We start from the raw sequence: 21,612 nt of genomic DNA, 5'->3' as shown, positions 1-21,612 counted from the left end.
GGGGATGAGCAATCCTGCGCAGGCTCTCGCGCCGCCGTTGACTATCCGGCGGTTGGTGACGCCGGCGACCGTGCTGACGTTCGTGCTGCTGGCCGTCGGCTCGCTGGCGTACCTGGACTTCGACTTCAGTCGGCTCGGCCAGTCCATTGCGGCGGTGCCGGACATCGCCGCCCGGGCCCTGCCGCCCGACCCCGGGGTGCTGCCGCAGGCGCTCGCTACGGCTGTCCAGACGCTGTGGATGGCGGTGCTCGGCACGGCGTTGGCCACGGTGGCGGCCGCGGCCGTCGCGTTGCTGGCGGCGCGGCCGACGTCGCCGCACCCGGCGCTTCGGCTGGTCGCGCGCGCTGTCGTGGTGGTGTGCCGGGTGATCCCGGACATCGCGTTCGCGTTGTTCTTCGTGGTGAGTACGGGCATCGGCCCGCTGCCCGGCGTGCTCGCGCTCGCGTTGCACTCGATCGGCATGCTCGGCCGGCTGTTCACGGAGGCGATCGAGCGGATCGACGAGAGCGCGCTCGAGGCCGTCGCCGCCGGCGGTGCCACCTGGACGCAACGGGTGACCGCGGGCGTGCTGCCCCAGGTGGTGCCGGCGTTCCTCGCGGCGACGCTGTACCGGCTGGACGTCAACTTCCGCGGTGCCACGCTGCTCGGCTTCGTCGGCGCCGGCGGCATCGGCACGCTGCTGCAGAGATACGGCAGCGCACCGACGACGTACGCGCAGCTGGCCATGGTGGTGATCGTGATCATGGCGTGCTGCCTGCTCTTCGAGGCGGTGTCCGTCGTGCTGCGGCGCACGGTGGGCGGGCTGTTGCTCGACCGGCCGGGTCGCGCCGCGGACACCGTGGTCGCCGACGTACCGCGGTTCGACCGCTCCCGGCTCGTCGTGCCCTGGACGTCTGCGCGCCGGCGGGTCTGGGCGCTCGGTACCGGTACGGCGCTCGTGGTGCTCGTCGCGGCTGTGCTCGTCGACATCCACGTCGGCGACCTGGTGCAGCTAACCCGCGGCTTCGGTGGCACGGTGCTCGAGTTCCTGCCCACCGCCGCGACCCTGTTGGACGCGCCAGCCGGTGTGCCGTTCTGGGTGGAGCTGGTGCAGGGCGTCGGCCAGACGCTCGCGCTCGCGTTCGTCGCGATCCTGCTGTGCGTGGCGTTCGGCGTGCCGTGGGGGATGCTGGCGGCGGCGAACATCTCGCCGCACCGCCTGCTCTACGTGCCCGCCAGGGCGGGCCTGGTGCTCGCGCGCTCGGTGCCCGAGTCGGCGGTGGCGGTGCTGGCGATCGCGGTGTTCGGCCTGGAGCCGGTGACCGCGGTGCTGGTGCTCGCGCTCGCCGTGTGCCCGTTCCTCGCCAAGCTGGTCGCGGACGTGGCGGAGGAGATCCAGCCGGGGCCACGCGAGGGCGTGTTCGCGGCCGGGGCCAGCTCACCGCAGGAGTTCGTCGTCGGCGTGTGGGGGCAGGTGGTGCCGGCGGTGACGAGCAGCATCCTGTACGCGTTCGACACCATGGTGCGGGCGATCCCGATCCTCGGCATCATCGGCGTCGGCGCGCTCGGCTACACCATGTCGCGGGCGTTCTCGTTGCTCGAGTACGACCTGGTGGGCGCGATCATCGCTGCGCTGTTCGTCGTGATCCTCGCCATCCAGCTGGTCTCCGACCGGCTCCGCGCCGCGCTGTCGTAAGGCCGACGGGTGTTCATCTCGGCGCCATCTCCGGTGCCGGGCCGTGTTCACCGAACCGGCTCAGCATGGTTGTCATGACAACTCGTCCGACCTACTTGGAGCTGGCCGACCTGCTCGCCGTCGAGCTGAAGACCGCACCGGCGGGCACGAAGGTGCCGTCGGAGCACGACCTGGTGGCGGCGCACGGCGTCAGCAGGATCACCGCACGGGCGGCGCTGCAGGAGCTGGAGCTGCGTTACCTCGTACGGCGAGTGCGCGGCGCGGGCACGTTCGTGCGGCGGCGGATCGACTACGTCATCGACAAGAACCTGCCGCCGAGCTTCTCCGCTACGGTCGCGGCCGCAGGCGGCGCACCGGGCAGCCGGCTGCTCGGCGTCGTCCGGCGTGCGCCCGACCGCGGCAGCACGTACGAGCAGGAGATCGCCGACGGCGGTGACATCGTGGAGATCCACCGGGTGTCGCTCGTCGACGGCGTGCCCGCGAACGTCGCGACCATGCGGATGTCCGGCAAGCAGCTGCCCGACATCGAGGAGCACCTCGACGACGACGTGTCGGTGCATGCGCTGCTGCAGGAGGTCTACGGCATCACGCTGCGCAGGTGGCGACACCAGGTGACGCTCGACGTGCCTGACACGACGGTCGCCAGCCTGCTCGGCGACGAGGCGCCCCGGCCCTGCTGGTACGCGGAGAGCCTCAACCGCATCGAGGGCACTACGCAGCTCGGTGAGTACGCGTCCAGCTGGGCGCATCCGCAGGTGATCCGCAAGGTCTTCCAGATCGAGGAGGAACGGCAGTGACAGTCGCCAGTCAGGACCTGATGCGGCAGCGGCGCGCCGAGCTGCTCGCCCGTGCCACCCGCGAGGAGCTCGACCCGGTGGCCGAGGAAGTGCTCGCCGCCATCGCCGAGCAGCCGGTCGTGCTGTCCGGGCCGGACGTCGGCATGGTCATGCTGCAGCTGCGTGAACCCGTTGCGGAGGAACGGTTCTACGTCGGCGAGATGCTCGTCACCCAGGTGGAGGTGGAGCTCGCCGGCGAACGCGGCTGGTGCATGCGGATGGGTGACGACAAGCGCGCCGCGCTCGCCGCGGCGTTGCTCGACGCGGCCGCCGAGGGCACTGCACGGGAGCCGGTCGACGCGCTGTGCCTGCGGGTGGCCGAGCGGGAGGCGCGTGCCGCGCGAACGGAGTGGGCGTCGATCGCGCCGACCGAGGTGAAGTTCGAGGAGCTCGACTGATGGCCGTCACCGAGCTGACCAGCCTGGGTCGCAAGGCCCGCGCGGCGCGGCTCGACCCGCTCGCCGCGCAGCGGGTGTTCGACGCGCTGCTGCACACCCTCGCCAACCCTGGCGTGCCGGCGACGATCGCCGTACCTGCCGGGGTGCCGCCGGCGCTGTTGCCTGCCGTGACGCTCGCCGACGTCGAGGTGACCATGACCGTGCTCACCGACGACGACTGGGCGGACGCCGTCTTCGCGGTCACAGGTGCGCGCCGCGCGGCACTCGCCGACGCCGGTCTGGTCGTCGCGCTGCGCCCCGTCGACGCGGGCGAGGTGCGGTCGCTGTGCCGCGGCACAGCGGAGGCGCCGGAGAGCGCAGCGCGTCTGGTCGCGGCGGTCGAGGCAATCGGGGGCGACGCGGGTACGGAGCTGACGCTGCGCGGCCCTGGCGTGCCAGGCGTTCGGCAGCTGTGCGTCCGCGGGCTCGATCCCGCGGTGGTGCGGGCACTGGCCGAGGCGAACACCGAGTTCCCCGCCGGCGTCGACGCCCATCTGGTGGCCGCCGACGGAACCGTGGCGTCGATACCGCGCGGTACCGAGGTCCGAGTAGCGAGGGAGAACTGATGGGATACGCGGGAGCCCGTGGCGGGCTGGAGGCGATCCTCGCCGCCGAGCGACTGACCAAGCGGTCGCGGCTCACGGCCGACGGCCCGTGGCTGGGCCTCGACCAGGTGACCGGGCGGCTGCGGCTGGCCGTCGACCGGGTGCAGGGCGAGGGCGGGCTGTGGGCGCCGGAACTCGCGGCGCGTGCGTTCCGGCAGGCCGAGGGCGACGTGATCGAGGCCGCGCAGCTGGTGCGCTCGTACCGGTCGACGCTGCCCCGGCTGGCGTACAGCGAGCCCGTGCACGCGAACGAGATGACCGTGCTGCGCCGGATCGTGCCCGCGTACCGCACACCACCCGGACCACAGCTGCTCGGCCGCACGCTCGACTACACCGGCCGGCTGGTCGACCGCACGCCGGAGGCGGACGCCAAGGCCGAGGCGACGCGGCTGGCGCACGAGCCGCTGCCCGAGGGCGACGACGACGGCGGCGGGGAGCTGCGCAAGCCGGTGCGGCTGCTCGACGTACTGCGGTCGATGGACCTCGCCGTCGACCGGCGGCTGCCCGACGACCCGCAGCCGTACGACATCACGAGGAAGCCCGCGAAGCCGGGTGCGCCGCGCTCGGCGTGGCTGGCCACCATGGCGCGCGCGGAGACCGGTGCGCTGATGAACCTGTGGTACCGCAACATCCTCGGCCCGGACGGCTACATCCACGAGGTGACGCTCGGCGAGGTGCGGCACGGCTACCTGCCGGTGCGGGTGACGCACCCGCACACCGGTGAGCCGGTCGACATCGGCACCGTGCGGGCGACCGAGACCGAGGCGATCGAGGACCTCGACGGCCTGGACGAGGACCGTACGAAGTTCGACGTCGGCTACGGCTTCTGCCTCGGCCACAACGAACGCAAGGCGATCGCCATGGCCAACCTGGACATCTCCGCGTGGCGCGACGGTGGCCGGTCGGCGCTGCAGCAGTCGATCCTGCTGACCACCGACGGGCTCGACTCGTCCGGCTTCCTCGAACACCTGAAGCTGCCGCACTACGTGACGTTCCGCTCGATGGTGGAACGCAAGCAGGCCGTGCGCGCGGCGCTTGCGGAGATGGCCGCGAACGACGAGCAGACGGCCACCATGGCGGAGCTGCTCGCCGACCAGCCGCCTGAGATGGACTGCGTCTCGTCGATCTCCGCCGACAGGGAGCCGGCCCGATGACCGCCATGGCCGACGTGCTCGACGGGACCGCAGAAGCGGAGACCTTCGGGCTGCTCGACGAGGTGAGCAAGCGGGAGATCCGCCGCGCCATCCTCACCGCTGTGGCGGTGCCCGGCTACCAGGTGCCTTTCGGCTCCAGGGAGATGCCGGTCTCCCGCGGCTGGGGCTCCGGCGGCCTGCAGGTGACGCTCGGCATCGTCGCGCCTGACGACAAGGTGAAGGTGATCGACCAGGGCGACGACGCCGGCGTGAACGCGGTGAACCTGCGGCGGCTGATCGTCGGGCACACCGGCTGCGAGGAGGAGTCGGACTCCCGCGCGGCGACCATCGTGCAGAGCAGGCACCGCATCCCCGAGGACCCGATGCGGGACGACCAGGTGCTCGTGCTGCAGGTGCCTGTGCCCGAGCCGCTGCGCGGCGTCGAGCGCGACATGCGTGAGCAGACGCGGATGCACGCGGAGGCCGACTACTCGCGGATGTGGGTCGCGCTGTACGAGGACATCGTGCGCAACGGTGGAATCACGAAGTCGACCGGCTACCCGTGTCTGGTAGGCGGCCGCTACGTCATCTCCACCACGCCGATCCCGCGGTGGGACGTGCCGAAGCTGCACCACGCAGAGCACCTCACGCTGTTCGGCGCCGGCAGGGAGAAACGCATCTACGCGGTGCCGCCGCACACCGACGTGCAGCCGCTGACGTTCGAGGACGTGCCGTTCGAGGTCGAGCGCACGCCCGGCGCGCGCTGCGTCAAGTGCGGGGCGGAGGAGGCGTTCTTCGTCTCCACCCCGGCGGCCGACGGCACGGAGAGCTGGCTGTGCAGCGACACCGACTGGTGCGACAGGCGGCGCGCGACCGGCGAGGAGGAGACGCAGTGACGTTGACCGAAGAAGCGGTGATCCCGGCGACAGCCGGCGAGGTGCCGCAGTGGGCGTTGAAGGTGGCCGGCCTGGGCCGGGTGTACGGCGCGGGTGGTGCGGCCGCGGTCGCCGGCACCGGGCCCGAGCACGACACGGTCATCAGCCCGTCGACCGGCGCGGTCGTCGCCGCCTGGGACGTGTCGTTCGAGGTGGCGCCTGGCGAGGCGCTCGGCGTGGTCGGCGAGTCCGGCTCAGGCAAGAGCACCGTGGTGCGGTGCATAGCCGGCGACGACACGGCGACCGCCGGCAGCGTCTACCTGCGCGGCTACGGCGACGGCGCGGTGAGCATCCTCGACCTGTCGCCGTCCGTGCGCAGGAAGCTGCGCGTCGACCAGGTGTCCGTCGTCTACCAGGACCCCGCCGCCGGGCTCGACCTCGGCGTGACGGCCGGCGGCAACGTCGCCGAGCCGCTGACGGCGAGCGGCTGGCGGCACTACGGCAAGATCCGCGCCCGCGCCGCCGAGCTGCTGCGCCGCACCGAGGTGCCTGAGGCCCGGATGGACCACCTCGTACGCACCTTCTCCGGCGGTATGCGGTAACGCGTACAGCTGGCGAAGGCGCTGGCGAACCAGCCACCTGTGGTGCTCCTCGACGAGCCGACCACAGGGCTGGACGCGTCGGTGGCCGCGGGAGTGCTCGACCTGATCCGCGGTCTGCTGGAGGAGTTCCAGCTCGCCGCACTCGTCATCTCGCACGACTTCGCGGTCATCGAGATGCTCACCGACCGGGTTGCTGTGATGCAGCACGGTCGCGCGGTGGAGACCGGCCTGACCGACCAGGTCTTCGAGGACCCGCAACACCCGTACAGCCAGCGGTTGGTCGCCGCCGCGCGTGGATGACGAGGAGCAGACATGCCAGCTGCCGAGGAGCCGGTGCTCGCGGTCCGTGGGTTGGTCAAGGAGTTCACGCTGCACCTGATCGACGGTCGCCGGGTGCCCGCACTCGACGGCGTCGACCTGGACGTACACGCGGGCGAACACGTCGTGCTCGCCGGCGCGAGCGGTGCCGGCAAGTCCACGTTGCTGCGCTGCGTCTACCGCACGTACCTGCCAGGCGGTGGCGAGGTGCTGTTCCGCCGCGGCGACGGGTCGCGGGTCGATCTCGCGGCGCTGCCGGACGCTGAGGTCGCGAAGCTGCGCGGCCGGGAGATCGGCTACGTCTCGCAGTTCCTGAAGACCGAGCCGCGCAAGGCGACCGCAGACGTGGTCGCGGGCGCGGGCGTCGCGCGCGGCATGTCGGCGGGCGACGCGCGGTCGGCTGCGGCCGACGCGCTCGAGCGGCTGAACATCGAACGCAAGCTGTGGGCGATGTACCCCACGGTGCTCTCCGGTGGGCAGAAGCAGCGGGTGAACCTGGCGTCCGGGCTCATCTCGCCGCCGCGGCTGCTGCTGCTCGACGAGCCGGTGTCCGCGCTCGACCCGGTGAACCGGGAAGCCGTGCTGGGCCTCATCGAGCGGCTGACCGGCGCCGGGGTCGCCGTGCTTTCTGTCTTCCACGACCTGGAGGCCATCGAACGGCTGGCCGACCGGGTGGTGGTGCTCGGCGGCGGCCAGGTGGTCGCCAGTGGCCCGCCGACGGAGATCCTCCGCGACCCCGCCTACGACCTCGAGGTGGCCAGGTGACGAGGCTGTGCATCCACAATGTGCGGGCGGTGCTGCCCGACCGGGTGCTCGACGACGCGGTCGTGGTCGCCGAGGACGGTGTGCTCGTGGACGTCGCCGAGCGGGCCGGCCCGCCGCCGCCCGCGGCGGTGGACGGGCGTGGCGCGTACCTCCTGCCCGGGCTCGTGGACACGCACAGCGACGGGCTGGAGAAGGAGCTACAGCCGCGTCCCGGCGTGGAGTTCGACGTCGGGTTCGGCCTCGCCAGCTTCGAGGGCAGGGTGCGTGCCGCCGGCATCACCACGGTCTTCCATGCCACCGGGTACTACGGCGACGACAGCAAGAACCGCTCGATCGAAGGCGCGCTGGTGCGGGAGCGGGCGATCAGGACCAGGATGTGCGACGGGCAGGCACAGCTCGACCACCGCATGCTGTTCCGGCTGGACGCCCGCGACCCCGACGGTCTCGCCGCGCTCGGCGAGACGCTGGAGTACTACCGCGCAGAGACCGTGCCGCCGTTGGTCAGCTACGAGGACCACACGCCGGGGCAGGGCCAGTTCCGCGACCTCGACGCGTACGCCAGGCTCTACCTCGGCGAGCACGACCGGACCACCGCGCACCAGCTGATGGCCGCGCGGATCGCCGAACGCGACGGCCGGGTGTGGCACCGCGAGGTGGCGCTCGACTGGCTCGTGCATCGCAACGGCACCGTACGGGTGCTCGGCCACGACCCGGTGACGGCCGACGAGGTCGCCGACCTGGCCGCCGTCGGCGTCGCCGTGGCGGAGTTCCCCACCACGCTCGCGGCCGCGCACGCCGCGCGCGAGTACGGGCTGCTCGTCGTCGCCGGTGCGCCGAACGTGCTCAGGGGCGGCTCGCACAGCGGCAACGTCGCGGCCGCCGACCTGATCGCCGAAGGTCTCGTCGACGGTCTGTCCAGCGACTACATGCCGTTCAGCATGATCGGTGCCGCGTTCCGGCTGGCCCGCGACGGCCGGGCGCCGCTGCCGGTCGCGGTCGGGCTGGTGACGCGGGGTGCGGCGCGGGTCGCCGGGCTCGCCGACCGCGGCCGGCTGGAGGTCGGCGCGCGGGCGGACCTGGTGCTGGTGACCGAGGACGCCGGCTGGCCGACCGTCCGCTCCACCTGGAGCGCGGTCGACGACCGGGTGCTGGTGGGGAGCTGACCGTGGCCGCCGAGGACGTCCTGCACCCGGCGCTGCTGCGCGCAGCGGCGGCCGGCGTGGCCGCGGCGAACGACGCCCGCGCACGGCACGACCGCGCCGAGCTGGCCGCCTCCGTCGGGCGCGGGGCGGACGGCACCGCGACGATGCGCATCGACGAGATCGTCGAGGCCGCCATCCTCGCCGTGACCGGTGACGTCAACGTGCTGTCCGAGGAGTGCGGCTGGCTCGACCGCGGGTCCGCGTACACGGTGGTGCTCGACCCGCTCGACGGCTCGGCCAACGCCGCCGCCGGCGTGCCGCTGTCCGCGTTCAGCGCAGCGTTGGTGGATGACGGAGCGTTCACCCAGGCACTGACCGTGTGGACGGAGACCGGCAGCCGGTGGTGGGCGGTCGCAGGTGCGGGCAGCTCGGGGCTGCGCACAAGCGGGCGGACGGAGCTGCCGGGCGCCGCCGTATCGCTGCTGCGGCCGCACCCGGCGAACGCCACGGCGGCCGCCGCCTGGTGGCGGGCGGCCAGTGCGGCCGGACGGGTGCGGGTCCTGTCCTCCTCGTGCCTGGAGGCCGCGCTGGTCGCCACCGGCGCCACCGACGCGTTCGCGGACGCCTGCACCGACACGCACCGGTTGGTGGACCTGGCCGCGGCCGTGGTGCTCCTCGACGCGGCCGGCGGCGCGGTACGCGACGTCCACGGCCGGCCGCTGGAGTTCGACACCGACCTGACCCGCCGCTGGAGCGGCGTCGTGGCGGCGACCCCGGAACTGGCCGACGACCTCGCCGCATTGCTGGCCGACCCGCCGAGGTCGCCGCAGGGAACGGCTCGCCGCCGGCCGCCGTCGTAGCCCGAATCCAAATGGGCGGGGGACTAGTTCGCGGTGGCGACCATTGTTCCGTCGACGGTAAAGGCCATGGGGCGCGCGGCGCGAGGCGTGGGGGCGGACATTGCGCCGGTGCCGAAGCGCCTCGCGCAGATCGACGATTCGCTTGGCGGCGCGCATCTGCAGCCGTACGCGACGCACCGCAGCCTGTCGTCGGTGGTCGAGGACTGGACGCGGTTCACCAAGCGGTTGACGGAGGTGACCGTCACCACGGGCGACAAACTCCTGGAGACGGTCGACATCTCCGTCACGACAGACAACGAGGGCGGCAACCTGTTCGTCTACGTCCGCTCACCGGAGGCGCGGTGACCGCGGCGATCACCGTCTCCGCCCTGCGACACGTCTCCCCGAAGGCGCTCGGTCACGCTGCCGAGGACTTCGCCGCCGCCCGGTCCACGTTGACCGCCGGCGAGTCCACGTTCACGAACGAGGTCGAGCTCCCGCTCACCGCAGCCCAAGGGTGGCGCGGCGAAGGGCAGCCGGAGGCGTCGGCCGTGGTGCAGACGAACGCGACGGCGATGACCATCATCGCGCTCCGCACGGAGACGGCGCGCAACGCGGTGCTCGGCTTCCAGGCCGCGTTGACGAAGGCGAAGGCGAAGGTCGACGAGGTCATGGACCGTCCCGAGGTGACGACGGGGAAGTGGGAAGTCCACGACGACGGAGGGGTGACCGTCCGCGATCCCGACTACTTCACGCCCGCAGAAGGCGGCCCCGCCGACCCGCAGAAGATGTCCGAGATGAGGATCGCGGAACGGGTCCTGCGCAGCGCGCTGGTGCACGCGAAGGCCGCGGACTCGATCACCGACGAGCAGCTGCGCGGCCTCAGGTGGAACGGCCCCGTGCTGAGTGAGACCGTGCCGACCGGCAGCGGCCCGAGCAACCAGGACCTCCTCGCGCAGGCGGTGGCCGACCGCGACAAGAGTGCTACTCTCCGTCAGGTCTGGGGGACGTCTCCCGTCGAGCTGCTCCAGCCGAACCTGATCACCGGCGAGGACCTGCTCCGGTTCGTCGGCTCGATGACCGGCGTAGACGACCTTCTCGAGGGAGACTTCGGGGGCTTCCTCGTCGACGCCGGGACCCTGGTCGGCCCGCTCGCTGCCGCCAAGGTGCTCAAGGGCGGCAAGGCGCTCGCCGGGGTCTCGACGGCGGCCCGCGCCAAAGTCGACGAGCTCGTCGCGGCTGTGCAAGCGGCGGGCCGGGCCGGTAGGGGTGGTCGCGCGCCCATCCCCGGTCAGGCGTGGGGTGGCTCCGGTCGAACGAGCCAGCAGATCGTCGAGAGCGCGAACACACTGGTCAAGGGCAAGGTGCCGAGGAGCGTGCACTCGTACGACAAACACGCGGCGGGTCAGCGTGCCGGTGAGTCGACGCTCCCACCGCTGCGCGGGGGCGCCGCCGAGAAGGAGGCGCTCGCGCACCGGCACCTCCAGGAGATCGTGACCAACCCGGCCACCAGGGAGGTCCCGATCACCGGTGGCAACTTCAGGGGCGGCCACTACTACATTCGTCCCGACGGCCGCGGAGTCGTGGTCGACGCGCAGGGCGACTTCCGGTACTTCGGCTCGTTCACGTACCCCGGCTAGGAGGAGTAGGTCAGCATGCGATTGGACGACATCACGGGCGTGCGTCTCCGCTCCGTCGCTTACCTGACGCTGCCGGAGTTGGCGGAGGAGCGGTATGTGCGCTACCCGGTCGGGCACGACGTGAGCATGGGTATCGAGCTCGGCACCGAAGGTGGCGGCCGGCTCACGATCTCGTGGCTGACCGAGGGGACCGACGCCCGTGTCGACGTCTCGTGGGGCGGCATCGAAGAACGGTTCCCCAGCGGCAGCCTGACGAGGCTGGACGCGACCGCGTGGCCGGAGTGGGCCGACTTGCTCGGCCGGGGTGTCGAACACGTGCAGAGCGTCGAGGGACTCAAGCCGTTGGAGGCGGGCCGTACCCAGGCCGGCGTACGGCTCGGCTTCACCGACGGTCGCTCGGTCACCGTGGCGCTCGGTGAGGTCACAGAAGAGGGCCGGCTCGAGTACTCGCCCGACAATCTCGTCGTACTGTTCGACAGGACGATTGCGCAGGCGTACGAGCACTCGCTCGCCGAGGAGCCGGACGCCTAGGGCCTTGGCTGTCCCACCCAGTGGGTCGTGAAGATCTCCGCGGTAGGGCGATGGCCTCCGCGGAGGAAGACGCCTACGATCTGGAGACCGTAGCCGTCACACCCTCGGCGGTACGCAACGGAGCGAGGAGGAGTTCCTCATGGCGGACTTTGTCGGCGCTATCGACCAGGGCACCACGAGTACCCGGTTCATGGTCTTCGACCACGGGGGCAACGAAGTCGGCAAGCACCAGCTCGAGCACGAGCAGATCTTGCCGCAGGCCGGTTGGGTGGAACACAACCCGCTGGAGATCTGGGAACGCACCTCGGCCGTGGTGAGGACCGCGCTCAACAAGTCGAACCTCGCCGCCACCGACCTTGCGGCGCTCGGCATCACCAACCAGCGCGAGACCACCGTCGTGTGGAACCCGAAGAACGGCCGGCCGTTCTACAACGCGATCGTCTGGCAGGACACCCGTACCGACCGCATCGCGTCCGCGCTCGACCGGGACGGCAAGGGCGACGTGATCCGGCAGAAGGCGGGCCTGCCACCGGCCACGTACTTCTCCGGCGGCAAGATCCAGTGGATCCTGGAGAACGTCGACGGCGTGCGGGCAGCGGCGGAACGCGGCGAGGCGATCTTCGGCAACACCGACACCTGGTTGCTGTGGAACCTCACCGGCGGCATCCAGGGCGGCGTGCACATCACCGACGTGACCAACGCCAGCCGCACCATGCTGATGAACCTGGAGACCCTCGACTGGGACGACGAGCTGCTGTCGTTCTTCGACATCCCCCGGCAGATGCTGCCGGAGATCCGGCCGTCCTCGGACCCGAACTTCTACGGGCAGACGCTCGTCAGCGGGCCACTGGGCGGCATCGTGCCGCTGTCCGGTGACCTCGGCGACCAGCAGGCGGCCACCGTCGGGCAGGTCTGCTTCGCGCCGGGCGAGTCGAAGAACACGTACGGCACCGGCAACTTCATGTTGCTCAACACCGGCACCGAGATCGTCCGGTCGAAGAACGGGTTGCTCACCACGCTGTGCTACAAGTTCGGCAACCAGCCGGCCGTCTACGCGCTCGAAGGGTCGATCGCGGTCACCGGTTCCGCCGTGCAGTGGCTGCGTGACCAGCTCGGCATCATCTCCGGCGCGGCGGAGAGCGAGACGCTCGCGCGGCAGGTCGACGACAACGGCGGCGTGTACTTCGTGCCGGCGTTCTCCGGACTGTTCGCGCCGTACTGGCGTTCCGACGCACGCGGCGCGATCGTCGGGCTGTCGCGGTTCAACACCAACGCGCACCTGGCCCGCGCGACGCTGGAGGCGATCTGCTACCAAGGCCGCGACGTCGCTGACGCCATGGCCAAGGACGCCGGCGTGAAGGTCAGCGTGCTGAAGGTCGACGGCGGGGTCACGGCGAACGAGCTGTGCATGCAGCTGCAGGCGGACATCCTCGGCGTGCCGGTGTCGAAGCCGGTGGTCGCGGAGACCACGGCGCTCGGCGCCGCGTACGCGGCCGGTCTAGCCACCGGGTTCTGGAACAACACGGGCGAACTGCAGGCGAACTGGAACGAGGACAAGCGGTGGGAGCCCACCTGGACCGAAGAGCAGCGTGAGGACGGCTTCGCCGGCTGGAAGAAGGCGGTCGAGCGTACGTACGGCTGGGTGGACGTCGAGTAGCGTTCGGCACCGGCGTGATGTACTGATCTTGATCGCCGAAGAGGGGGAGGCTGTTCCGTGAACACGGGTGCGCTGTCGCCCGACCATCGCGCGGCGTCGCTGCGTCGGATGGCGGACGACGAGTTCGACGTGGTCGTCATCGGTGGTGGCGTCGTGGGTGCCGGAGCCGCACTCGACGCCGTGAGCCGCGGGCTCACCGTCGCACTCATCGAGGCGCGTGACTACGCGGCGGGCACGTCGAGCCGGTCGAGCAAGCTGATCCACGGCGGGCTGCGGTACCTGGAGATGCTCGACTTCGCGTTGGTCAGGGAAGCGTTGCAGGAGCGGGGACTGCTGCTGCAACGCCTGGCCCCGCACCTGGTGCGGCCCGTGCCGTTCCTCTACCCGTTGAAGCACCGCGCCTGGGAGCGCGCGTACGCGGGCACCGGCGTGCTGCTGTACGACGTGCTGGCGTCGGCGTCCGGGCACTCCCGCGGCCTGCCCAGGCACCGGCACCTGGGCAAGCGGCAGGCGCTGCGGATCGCGCCGGCACTGCGCGACGAGTCGCTCGTCGGTGCGTTGCAGTACTACGACGCGCAGGTCGACGACGCCAGGTTCACCATGATGCTCGCGCGTACGGCTGCGCAGTACGGTGCCGCGACCGCGACCGGGGTGCGGGCGACCGGGTTCCAGCGGGAGGGGGAGCGGATCACCGGCGTCAGGGCGCACGACCTGACCGGCGACAGGGAGTTCGTCATCCACGCCAGGCAAGTGGTCAACGCGACCGGCGTCTGGACCGACGACGTACAGCAGCTCGTCGGCCGCGGCCGGTTCCACGTCAAGGCGAGCAAGGGCATCCACCTGGTGGTGCCGCGCGACCGGATCCACCTCGACACCGGGCTGATCCTCCGTACGGAGAAGAGCGTCCTGTTCGTCATCCCGTGGGGCAGGCACTGGATCGTCGGCACCACCGACACCCCGTGGGAGCTCGACAAGGTGCATCCCGCGGCGAGCGCCAAGGACATCGACTACCTGCTCGAGCACGTCAACGCGGTACTGCGGTCGCCGCTTTCGCGTGCCGACGTGGAGGGCGTGTACGCGGGGCTGCGACCGTTGCTCGCCGGGGAGAAGGACGAGACGTCGAAGCTGTCCCGTGAGCACAGCGTGGCGCAGCCGGTGCCCGGCCTGATCGTGGTGGCCGGCGGGAAGTACACGACGTACCGGGTGATGGCGAAGGACGCGATCGACGTGGCGGCGCGCGGCCTGCCCGGGCGGGTACCGGAGTCGTGCACCGACCGTACGCCGCTGGTCGGTGCGAGCGGCTACGCCGTGCGGTGGAACGAGCGGTTCCGGCTGGCGAGCGCGCACGGCCTGCACGTCGCGCGGATCGAGCACCTGCTGCGCCGGTACGGCACCCTGGTCGACGAGGTGCTCGCCCTCGTCGACGAGCGGCCGGAGCTGGGCGAGGCGCTGCCAGGCGCCGACGACTACCTCAAGGTGGAGGCGCTGTACGCAGCCTCGCACGAGGGCATACTGCACCTGGAGGACGTGCTCACCCGGCGTACGAGGGCGTCCATCGAGACCTGGGATCGCGGCGTGGAAGCAGCCGCGGAGATCGGCCGGCTGATCGCCCCGGTACTCGGTTGGGACGAGGAGCGCACCAGCCAGGAGATCGAGCACTACCGGCTACGCGTAGAGGCCGAGCGCGCATCCCAGGAACAAACCGACGACACCGCCGCCGACGCCGCCCGCCTGGGCGCCCCGGACGTCATCGCCTACTGACGCGGGGTCAGTCCTCGGTGAAGGTGTAGGTCGGTAGGTCGGGTTGCTCGTCGGCGGGGCCGTAGACCAGGACGATCTGTTTCCTCGACCCGAGTTCGATGTTTGCCAGGTCGCCGGTCACGCGCTCGCCGTCGACGTAGGCGCGTAGCTCGTCGCCGTCGCCGGTCTCGAGGCCGCCGATCGCGTTCGCGGTGAGGCGCACCTGCCAGGTACGGAACAGCTGCCCCAGGGTGTACCGCTTGCCCGCCGTCGGCGCCTCGACGTGCAGCAGGCCGCCGGCGTCGTGGGTGTGCAGCTCCGACATCCCCGTCTGCGCGACGCCGATGTTCGCCGGCACCTGGACGGGCTTGCCGTCTACCAGGATGTCGAGGTGGCTGTGGAAGTGCTCGGCCGTGCCCTCCATCTCGGTGACGTCCAGGCCGGCCGCGCGGGCGCCCTCGAGCGGGTCGTCAGGCACCGGCCACGGCGGCCTGCCGGTGCCGACCGTCGGTGTCGCCCGAGAACCGCCGCCATCGTCGTCGTCGTCGCCGGTGACCGCCGCCCAGGTGATGGCCGTGGCCAGCAGGACGACGACCACGGCGCCCGCGCCGATGAGCGAGAACCTGATCCGGCGCCGCCGGCGCGCCTCCTCGGCCCTTCGCTGCGCGAGCAGCTCCCTGGCCCGTGCCTTCTGCCCCTTCTTCGAGGCCACCGTGTCCGCCTCCCATGTGTGGTACCGCCTCAGTGGTGAAGACTCCCACGGGCCGGCGATTGTTCCCGGCACGACATGTGCCCATCGTAGGCACCCGCCGTCAGGTGCGTACGTCGAGCCACACCAGCCGGTGGTCCGAGCTCGGTGGCGGCTGGCCGTCGGCCGGCCAGACCAGCCGGGCCAGCGGGTCGTCGGACGTCGGCCAGAACACGGCCGTGCCGGCGACCGGCAGCCCCCGCGACGGCAGGACGTAGTCGACGCGCAGGTTCCCCGGGCCGAACGCCCCCGCGTCGCCGAAGTCCGCCGTGTCGTTCGCGGGATCACCGTCGTGCCCGGCGTTCGCGCCGCCCTGCAGCTCCGCCGCCTGCACCGCGCCCTCGCTCGTCGGGACGTTCCTCGCGTCGATCAGCGGGTGCTCGGTGAACTGCCTGGCGGCGTGGTCGTAGCTGTCCCCGTCGTACGGGTCGGCGTTGTAGTCACCCGCGATGACGAACTGTGCACCTGGCGCGAGGCCGCCGCGGTCGCCGGCGTCGTCGTAGATGTAGTCGCCGGCCCCCGGCGTGACGTAGTCGGCCCAGAACCTGATCTCGTCGTGGTTGCGTCTGCCGTTGCGGTCCTCGGCGCCGTCGAAGGTCGGCGGGGTCGGGTGCGCGGCGAGCAGGTGCACCGTACGCGCCCCGACCCTGATCGGCAGGTCCCAGTGGCTCTTCGAGGACAGCCGTAGCACGTCGAGCACGTCGTCGCCGTACCAAGGCTCGCCGGTCTCCGGGTCGGTCGGCAGCTCCGCGCCCGGTATGTCCTTCCACCGGAACTCCTGGAACGTGCGTACGCGGTCGTCGTCGATCGGGTGCTTGGAGTACACGACCATGCCGTACTGGCCGGGGAAGTCGCCGAACCCGTGCGCGTCGTTGCCGTAACCGGGCTCGCCCACGGTGGTCACGGCCCTGCCGTCGTGGTCGAGGTCGAAGCCGGTGGGGACGCCGGTGTTGCTCGGCGCGACGTACCGGTACGGGTACTCGATCGGGTGCGCGCCGCGTTGGCCGACGGAGAGGTAGTTGCGCTGGAACAGCTCGGCCGCCTCGCCGTCGGCGTCGTGGTCGAACTCGTTCACGAGCAGCACGTCCGGCCGGTTGCGTTGGATGATCTCCGCCACGTTCCTGGCCTGCGCGTCGTCGCGGGTGCCGAGGTCCTGGACGAGCTCGCCCTGGCTGGCGCGGTTCAGCGACGCGTTGAAGGTGGCGAAGCGCACCTGGGCGGGGCCGGCCGCGGCCGTCATGGGGGTTACGGTACTGGTCAACAGGAGCCCGGCAGCCGTCGCGGCTAGTGTGGACACCAGGGACATGGTCGCTCCTCCCGGCAGCGCGGTGACCTGGTGACTATGCCGCAGGTATGCCGCTCGTACCACCGTGGTGAGATGAACTGTCGGGATCGCAACGCAGCGTCGCGATTCCTCGAGTGGTACCCACGTCAGCAGATCTGCGAAAGGCACGCTAGGTGAGCGAGTTCGACACCGTTCTTGTCGTCGACTACGGGGCGCAGTACGCGCAGCTGATCGCCAGACGGGTGCGGGAGGCACACGTCTACAGCGAGATCGTCCCGTCGACGATGAGCGCCGCGGAGATGCTGGCGAAGAAGCCGAAGGCGGTGATCCTTTCCGGCGGCCCAGCCTCGGTGTACGCGCACGGAGCGCCCCAGGTCGACCCTGGGCTGTTCACCGGCGAGGTGCCGGTGCTCGGGATCTGCTACGGCTTCCAGGCGATGGCCCTGGCACTCGGCGGCACCGTGGCCCGTACCGGCGGCAGCGAGTTCGGCGGCACGTCGCTCACCGTCCTGGACGAGGGCACCCTGTTCCGCGGCCAGCCGCGGCTGCGGCAGGTGTGGATGTCGCACGGCGACGAGGTGACCGCCGCGCCCCCGGACTTCACCGTGCTGGCGTCCAGCGAGGGCGCCCAGGTCGCGGCCTTCGAGTACGCGCCGAACGGGCTCTACGGCGTGCAGTTCCACCCTGAGGTGATGCACACCGAGCAGGGGCAGCAGGTGCTCGAGCGGTTCCTCTACGACGCGGCGGGCTGCCGGCCCACCTGGACGATGCTGAACATCGTCGAGGAGCAGGTCGACCGGATCCGTACCCAGGTCGGCGACCGGCAGGCGCTGTGCGCGCTGTCCGGCGGCGTCGACTCCGCAGTCGCGGCCGCGCTGGTGCAGCGGGCCCTCGGCGACCGGCTGACCTGCGTATTCGTCGACCACGGGCTGCTGCGCAAGGGCGAGGCCGAGCAGGTGGAGAAGGACTTCGTCGCGGCGTCCGGCGTGCGGCTGAAAGTCGTGGAGGCCGCCGACCAGTTCCAGCAGGCGCTCGCCGAGGTGCACGACCCGGAGGAGAAGCGCCGGATCATCGGGCACGAGTTCATTCGGGTCTTCGAGCAGACGGCCCGCGAGCTGGCGGCCGTGGAGGACGTCGGCTTCCTGGTGCAGGGCACGCTGTACCCGGACGTCGTCGAGTCCGGCGGTGGCACGGGGACGGCGAACATCAAGTCGCACCACAACGTCGGCGGGCTGCCCGACGACCTCGCCTTCGAGCTGGTCGAGCCGCTGCGGTGGCTGTTCAAGGACGAGGTGCGCCGGGTGGGCGAGGAGCTGGGGCTGCCCACGGAGATCGTCTGGCGGCAGCCGTTCCCCGGGCCGGGGCTGGCGATCAGGATCGTCGGCGAGGTCACCAGGGAGCGCCTCGACCTGCTGCGCGAGGCGGACGCGATCGCCCGCGAGGAGCTCACCCGCGCCGGCCTGGACAGGGACGTCTGGCAGTGCCCGGTCGTGCTGCTCGCCGACGTCCGCTCGGTCGGCGTGCAAGGCGACGAGCGCACCTACGGGCACCCGGTGGTGCTGCGCCCGGTGACCAGCGAGGACGCGATGACCGCGGACTGGGCGCGGCTGCCGTACGAGGTGCTCGGCCGGATCTCCACCCGGATCACGAACGAGGTCCGCGAGGTGAACCGGGTCGTCCTCGACGTCACCAGCAAACCCCCGGGCACCATCGAGTGGGAGTGACGCCACCGACCTGCGGTCAGTACTGTCGCCAGCGCGCCTGGGGATCGCTTCACCCGAACCCGCTTGGTCCTGGTCACCTGTCGTCGGTGCGCCTGCGCCACATCAGACGCCTCAGCAAGGGGATGCGCTGGCGAACGGCCGGCTGGACGGGTGCGCATTCGTCCAAGCCTCGAGGTCGGTTACCTCGGTAACGTTCCTCTTGGACCCGGACGGGAGGGGGCGGCGGCGGTGGCCGAGCACGCGATCATCGAGGCGGATACGCAGGGTGTCATCGTGCGGTGGAGTGCGGGGGCCGAGGTGCTGTTCGGGCACCGGGCGGAGGATGCGGTCGGTCGGACGCTCGATCTGGTCGTGCCGCAGCGGCTGCGTGAGGCGCACTGGACCGGGTTCGCAACGCCATGGCGCACCCCCAGGTCAAGGACCTGGCCGCCGACCTGCCGGTGCTCTGCGCGGACGGCCAGGAGGGGCACTTCCCCGGAAGGCTGCTCGTACTCTGCGACGGCCTCGGCACGGCCGTCGGTGCGATGGCGATCTACGCGCCGGCCGGGAGCACCGGGGTACGCCCGTTCGGCTGAGCACGAAGCTAGAGGGTGACCGAGTCGCCCGGTTCGAGGCGGTGGAACGTGGCGCCGGACTCGGTACTGACCTGCTCCGCGTGCCCGCCGTAGACGCTGAGCCCGGCGGGGGTCAGCAACGCGTCGTGGACCGGGTGCACCCGTCCGGGCGCGACCTGTGCCAGCTGCTCGACGGTCTCGCTGAGCTTCGCCCACGGCGCGTTCAGCGGCAGCAGCAGCGTCTCGATGGGCTCGTCCGGGACGGTGAACGCGTCCCCCGGATGGAAGACCCCGTCGATCAGGAAGCCGGTGTTCGCGATGATCGGGATCGCGTCGCGGATGACGGCGTGGTCCACGCCGTGTGCGCGCACGGTGCAGCCCGCGGCGTCGAACTGCTCGCCGGCACGCACCGCGGTGACGCGGCCGGGGTACGAGGTGTCCAGCTGCTCGGCGAGCGGCCGGTTGGTCCAGACGTGCAGATCGGCGTTGGTGCTCAGCGCGGCGCCTAGTTTGTCCCGATCGAGATGGTCGGGGTGTTCATGTGTGACGAGAACCGCATCCGCGCCTTCGAGGGCAAAATCTTCGCTGAATATGCCCGGATCGATGACCAACGTTTTACCGTCGGCGACAATGCGTACGCAGGAATGTCCGAGCTTGGTTAGCTGCATTACCAACCCTTTCTCGACGCTTGCTGCCGATGGCAGGCTATCGCCGTCCGAGGCACGGCAACAGCGGACGCCGTGAAAGGCAACCTTCGGGGGCTGTCGAGCGTCTTGGACGAAGTGACACCATTAGCATGAGCGGACGCCCAAACCCGTATCCGGCGCGCCGGCGAGTATTGGCGTACGGTGCGGTGGGTGCCACGGCTGGGTAGCACCGCCGCACGACGAGAGGAGAGCGACCGGGTGTATACGCCGGAGCGGCTGGACCGCGACGGGGCAAGTAGCCGGGCGTCTCGCCGCCGCCGCAGGCGCACTCCCGCACGGCAGACCTGGGCTGCGGTCGGGCTCGCCGCCGTGTCGACACTGCTCCCCGGCTCCGGTCACATCTGGGCGGGCCGGCGGCGCTCAGGCATCGCCATCCTCGCGTTCTTCCTCCTCCTGGCCGGCGGTGGCGTGCTCCTCGCGACCGTCGTGGACCCCACCCAGCTGCTCGTCTACGCGGTCGACACCAACGTGCTGACCGCCGTCATGGTCACCGCGGTGCTGCTCGCCATCGGCTGGTCCGCGGTCATCGTCTCCGCGTACCACCTGCGCCGGCCCGGCCAGTCCAGCGTTCTGCACGGACTGTTGGCTGCGCTCGTCGTCGGCGTGCTCAGCTTCGCGGTCTCCACGCCGCCGATCTACGCGGCACGACAGGCCTACGTCGGGCGTGACGTCATCAGCAACGTCTTCAACGACGACGACAAGCAACCGCGGAAGTCCAAGGAAGGCAAGGATCCCTGGGCCGACAAGCCGCGCCTGAACGTCCTCCTGCTCGGCGGCGACGGCGGCAGGAACCGCACCGGTGTCCGTACCGACACGATGATCGTGGCGAGCATCGACACTCGTACCGGAGACACGGTGATGTTCAGCCTGCCGCGCAACATGCTCAACGCGCCGATGCCCGACCGGATGAAGGACGAGTTCCCTTCCGGCTACACGGACATGCTCAACGCCGTCTACGTGTACGGCACGGACAACCCGAACAAGTTCAAGAAGGGCAGCAATCCCGGCGCGCAGGCCACGCAGGAAGTGATCTCGGAGATCCTCGGCCTGAAGATCGACTACTACGCGCTGGTGAACCTGAAGGCGTTCGAGGAGATCATCGACGCGATCGGCGGTATCACCGTCTACGTCGAGAAGGACCTGCCGATCGGGCCTGAGGGCGCGTACGTCGGTTACGTCCGCAAGGGCAAGCGACATCTGAACGGCAAGAAGGCACTGTGGTACGCGCGATCGCGTGCCGCGGACGACGACTACCACCGCATGCAGCGGCAGCGATGCGTGATGGCCGCGATCGCGAAGCAGGCCGACCCTGCGACCGTGATGCGCAGCTTCCAGAAGATCGCCGCCACCACGAAGAAGAACGTGAAGACCGACATCCCCAACGACGACCTGCCCGCGCTGCTCCAGTTGGGGAAGAAGGCCAAGAGCGCGGAGATCAGCAGCCTGCCGTTGATCCCGCCGCTGGTGGACACCGGGAACCCGGACTATCCGCAGATCAAGGCCGAGGTGCAGGAGACCATCCGCAAGGCGGAGAAACGGTCGGAGAAGAAGCGCGCCAAGAAGCCGTCCGACGACAAGGGCAAGGCCAAGAAGCCCAAGACGTCGAAGACCGGCAAGCCAGGCAAGCCGAACTCGGTGGAAGCCGCCTGCGGGCTCGACTAGTGGGCATCTCCGGAAGTTCGTCGGGGGCTCAGGTCCAGGCGGTCGGGTCGGCGAGGTAGAGACCGCAGGCTGTGTCGAGGGCCTCCTCGGCGGTACCGCCCATGGAGCCGGTGGGTAGGTATGAGTCTTCGTAGTCG

General features: G+C 70.9%; 19 protein-coding genes and 1 pseudogene. 17 read left to right on the top strand and 3 right to left on the bottom strand.

Annotated features, from left to right (window positions below; all coding sequences use genetic code 11):
* Positions 1–4 precede the first annotated feature (4 nt).
* The 14 genes and pseudogenes from phnE (at position 5) to GEV07_15030 (ending at position 14,816) form a co-directional block, all read left to right on the top strand.
* On the top strand, positions 5–1,675 hold the full coding sequence (gene phnE, locus GEV07_15095; GenBank protein MQA03987.1) for a phosphonate ABC transporter, permease protein PhnE: 1,671 nt from the start codon (positions 5–7) through the stop codon (positions 1,673–1,675).
* Between the two features lie 65 nt (positions 1,676–1,740).
* Positions 1,741–2,472 (top strand): UTRA domain-containing protein, encoded by a 732-nt coding sequence (locus GEV07_15090; protein ID MQA03986.1) that lies wholly within the window; start codon positions 1,741–1,743, stop codon positions 2,470–2,472.
* A 20-nt stretch (positions 2,473–2,492) separates the two neighbouring features.
* A complete protein-coding gene (gene phnG, locus GEV07_15085; protein MQA03985.1) occupies positions 2,493–2,909 on the top strand; it encodes a phosphonate C-P lyase system protein PhnG in 417 nt (138 codons plus the stop codon).
* Positions 2,909–3,514, top strand: coding sequence for a phosphonate C-P lyase system protein PhnH (gene phnH, locus GEV07_15080; protein ID MQA03984.1), 606 nt, complete (start codon positions 2,909–2,911; stop codon positions 3,512–3,514). The genes phnG and phnH overlap by 1 nt, the downstream gene beginning before the upstream one ends.
* On the top strand, positions 3,514–4,707 hold the full coding sequence (locus GEV07_15075) for a phosphonate metabolism protein PhnI (GenBank protein MQA03983.1): 1,194 nt from the start codon (positions 3,514–3,516) through the stop codon (positions 4,705–4,707). The genes phnH and GEV07_15075 overlap by 1 nt, the downstream gene beginning before the upstream one ends.
* Positions 4,708–4,712: 5 nt before the next feature.
* Positions 4,713–6,463, top strand: a pseudogene (locus GEV07_15070) (ATP-binding cassette domain-containing protein).
* Between the two features lie 12 nt (positions 6,464–6,475).
* Complete coding sequence (locus GEV07_15065; protein ID MQA03982.1) at positions 6,476–7,246, top strand: ATP-binding cassette domain-containing protein; 771 nt, start codon at positions 6,476–6,478, stop codon at positions 7,244–7,246.
* Entirely contained in the window at positions 7,243–8,409 is a 1,167-nt protein-coding gene (locus tag GEV07_15060) for an alpha-D-ribose 1-methylphosphonate 5-triphosphate diphosphatase (GenBank protein MQA03981.1), read from the top strand. The genes GEV07_15065 and GEV07_15060 overlap by 4 nt, the downstream gene beginning before the upstream one ends.
* Positions 8,370–9,248, top strand: a complete 879-nt coding sequence (locus tag GEV07_15055) for an inositol monophosphatase (protein MQA03980.1) — start codon at positions 8,370–8,372, stop codon at positions 9,246–9,248. The genes GEV07_15060 and GEV07_15055 overlap by 40 nt, the downstream gene beginning before the upstream one ends.
* A gap of 33 nt (positions 9,249–9,281) precedes the next feature.
* Positions 9,282–9,593 carry a hypothetical protein gene (locus GEV07_15050; GenBank protein MQA03979.1) on the top strand — a complete coding sequence of 104 codons (312 nt, stop codon included), beginning with the start codon at positions 9,282–9,284 and terminating at the stop codon, positions 9,591–9,593.
* Entirely contained in the window at positions 9,590–10,867 is a 1,278-nt protein-coding gene (locus tag GEV07_15045; GenBank protein ID MQA03978.1) for a hypothetical protein, read from the top strand. The genes GEV07_15050 and GEV07_15045 overlap by 4 nt, the downstream gene beginning before the upstream one ends.
* A 15-nt stretch (positions 10,868–10,882) precedes the next feature.
* Positions 10,883–11,398 (top strand): hypothetical protein, encoded by a 516-nt coding sequence (locus GEV07_15040; protein ID MQA03977.1) that lies wholly within the window; start codon positions 10,883–10,885, stop codon positions 11,396–11,398.
* A gap of 139 nt (positions 11,399–11,537) precedes the next feature.
* Positions 11,538–13,055, top strand: a complete 1,518-nt coding sequence (gene glpK, locus GEV07_15035) for a glycerol kinase GlpK (protein MQA03976.1) — start codon at positions 11,538–11,540, stop codon at positions 13,053–13,055.
* Positions 13,056–13,163: 108 nt separating this feature from the next.
* The gene (locus GEV07_15030) at positions 13,164–14,816 is read left to right on the top strand and encodes an FAD-dependent oxidoreductase (protein ID MQA03975.1); all 1,653 of its coding nucleotides are present in this window, start codon (positions 13,164–13,166) and stop codon (positions 14,814–14,816) included.
* A gap of 7 nt (positions 14,817–14,823) precedes the next feature.
* On the opposite strand, the gene GEV07_15025 is transcribed toward GEV07_15030, so the two are convergent.
* Positions 14,824–15,507: a hypothetical protein gene (locus GEV07_15025; GenBank protein ID MQA03974.1), complete on the bottom strand. Its 684-nt coding sequence runs from the start codon at positions 15,505–15,507 to the stop codon at positions 14,824–14,826.
* Between the two features lie 100 nt (positions 15,508–15,607).
* Positions 15,608–16,849 (bottom strand): endonuclease/exonuclease/phosphatase family protein, encoded by a 1,242-nt coding sequence (locus GEV07_15020; protein ID MQA03973.1) that lies wholly within the window; start codon positions 16,847–16,849, stop codon positions 15,608–15,610.
* A 152-nt stretch (positions 16,850–17,001) separates the two neighbouring features.
* On the opposite strand from GEV07_15020, the gene guaA reads away from it, so the two are divergent.
* Positions 17,002–18,552 carry a glutamine-hydrolyzing GMP synthase gene (gene guaA, locus GEV07_15015; protein MQA03972.1) on the top strand — a complete coding sequence of 517 codons (1,551 nt, stop codon included), beginning with the start codon at positions 17,002–17,004 and terminating at the stop codon, positions 18,550–18,552.
* A gap of 63 nt (positions 18,553–18,615) precedes the next feature.
* The gene (locus GEV07_15010; protein ID MQA03971.1) at positions 18,616–19,146 is read left to right on the top strand and encodes a PAS domain S-box protein; all 531 of its coding nucleotides are present in this window, start codon (positions 18,616–18,618) and stop codon (positions 19,144–19,146) included.
* Here GEV07_15010 and GEV07_15005 read toward each other — a convergent pair.
* Positions 19,136–19,774, bottom strand: coding sequence for an MBL fold metallo-hydrolase (locus GEV07_15005; GenBank protein ID MQA03970.1), 639 nt, complete (start codon positions 19,772–19,774; stop codon positions 19,136–19,138). The genes GEV07_15010 and GEV07_15005 overlap by 11 nt on opposite strands.
* 189 nt (positions 19,775–19,963) lie before the next feature.
* Between GEV07_15005 and GEV07_15000 the strand changes: the two genes are divergently transcribed.
* Positions 19,964–21,475, top strand: coding sequence for a LytR family transcriptional regulator (locus GEV07_15000; GenBank protein ID MQA03969.1), 1,512 nt, complete (start codon positions 19,964–19,966; stop codon positions 21,473–21,475).
* Positions 21,476–21,612 lie beyond the last annotated feature (137 nt).

This window comes from Streptosporangiales bacterium, assembly GCA_009379825.1.
Classification (GTDB): domain Bacteria; phylum Actinomycetota; class Actinomycetes; order Streptosporangiales; family WHST01; genus WHST01.
The sequence above is the reverse complement of the archived record's forward strand: the minus strand, read 5'-3'. Positions and strand labels throughout refer to the sequence as shown.

What these genes read in the sequence shown, in the direction of transcription:
- phnE (MQA03987.1), top strand. Translation starts at nt 5, where the DNA reads ATGAGCAATCCTGCGCAGGCTCTCGCGCCGCCGTTGACTATCCGGCGG.
- GEV07_15090 (MQA03986.1), top strand. Translation starts at nt 1,741, where the DNA reads ATGGTTGTCATGACAACTCGTCCGACCTACTTGGAGCTGGCCGACCTG.
- phnG (MQA03985.1), top strand. Translation starts at nt 2,493, where the DNA reads ATGCGGCAGCGGCGCGCCGAGCTGCTCGCCCGTGCCACCCGCGAGGAG.
- phnH (MQA03984.1), top strand. Translation starts at nt 2,909, where the DNA reads ATGGCCGTCACCGAGCTGACCAGCCTGGGTCGCAAGGCCCGCGCGGCG.
- GEV07_15075 (MQA03983.1), top strand. Translation starts at nt 3,514, where the DNA reads ATGGGATACGCGGGAGCCCGTGGCGGGCTGGAGGCGATCCTCGCCGCC.
- GEV07_15065 (MQA03982.1), top strand. Translation starts at nt 6,476, where the DNA reads ATGCCAGCTGCCGAGGAGCCGGTGCTCGCGGTCCGTGGGTTGGTCAAG.
- GEV07_15040 (MQA03977.1), top strand. Translation starts at nt 10,883, where the DNA reads ATGCGATTGGACGACATCACGGGCGTGCGTCTCCGCTCCGTCGCTTAC.
- glpK (MQA03976.1), top strand. Translation starts at nt 11,538, where the DNA reads ATGGCGGACTTTGTCGGCGCTATCGACCAGGGCACCACGAGTACCCGG.
- GEV07_15030 (MQA03975.1), top strand. Translation starts at nt 13,164, where the DNA reads ATGGCGGACGACGAGTTCGACGTGGTCGTCATCGGTGGTGGCGTCGTG.
- GEV07_15020 (MQA03973.1), bottom strand. Translation starts at nt 16,849, where the DNA reads ATGTCCCTGGTGTCCACACTAGCCGCGACGGCTGCCGGGCTCCTGTTG.
- GEV07_15005 (MQA03970.1), bottom strand. Translation starts at nt 19,774, where the DNA reads ATGCAGCTAACCAAGCTCGGACATTCCTGCGTACGCATTGTCGCCGAC.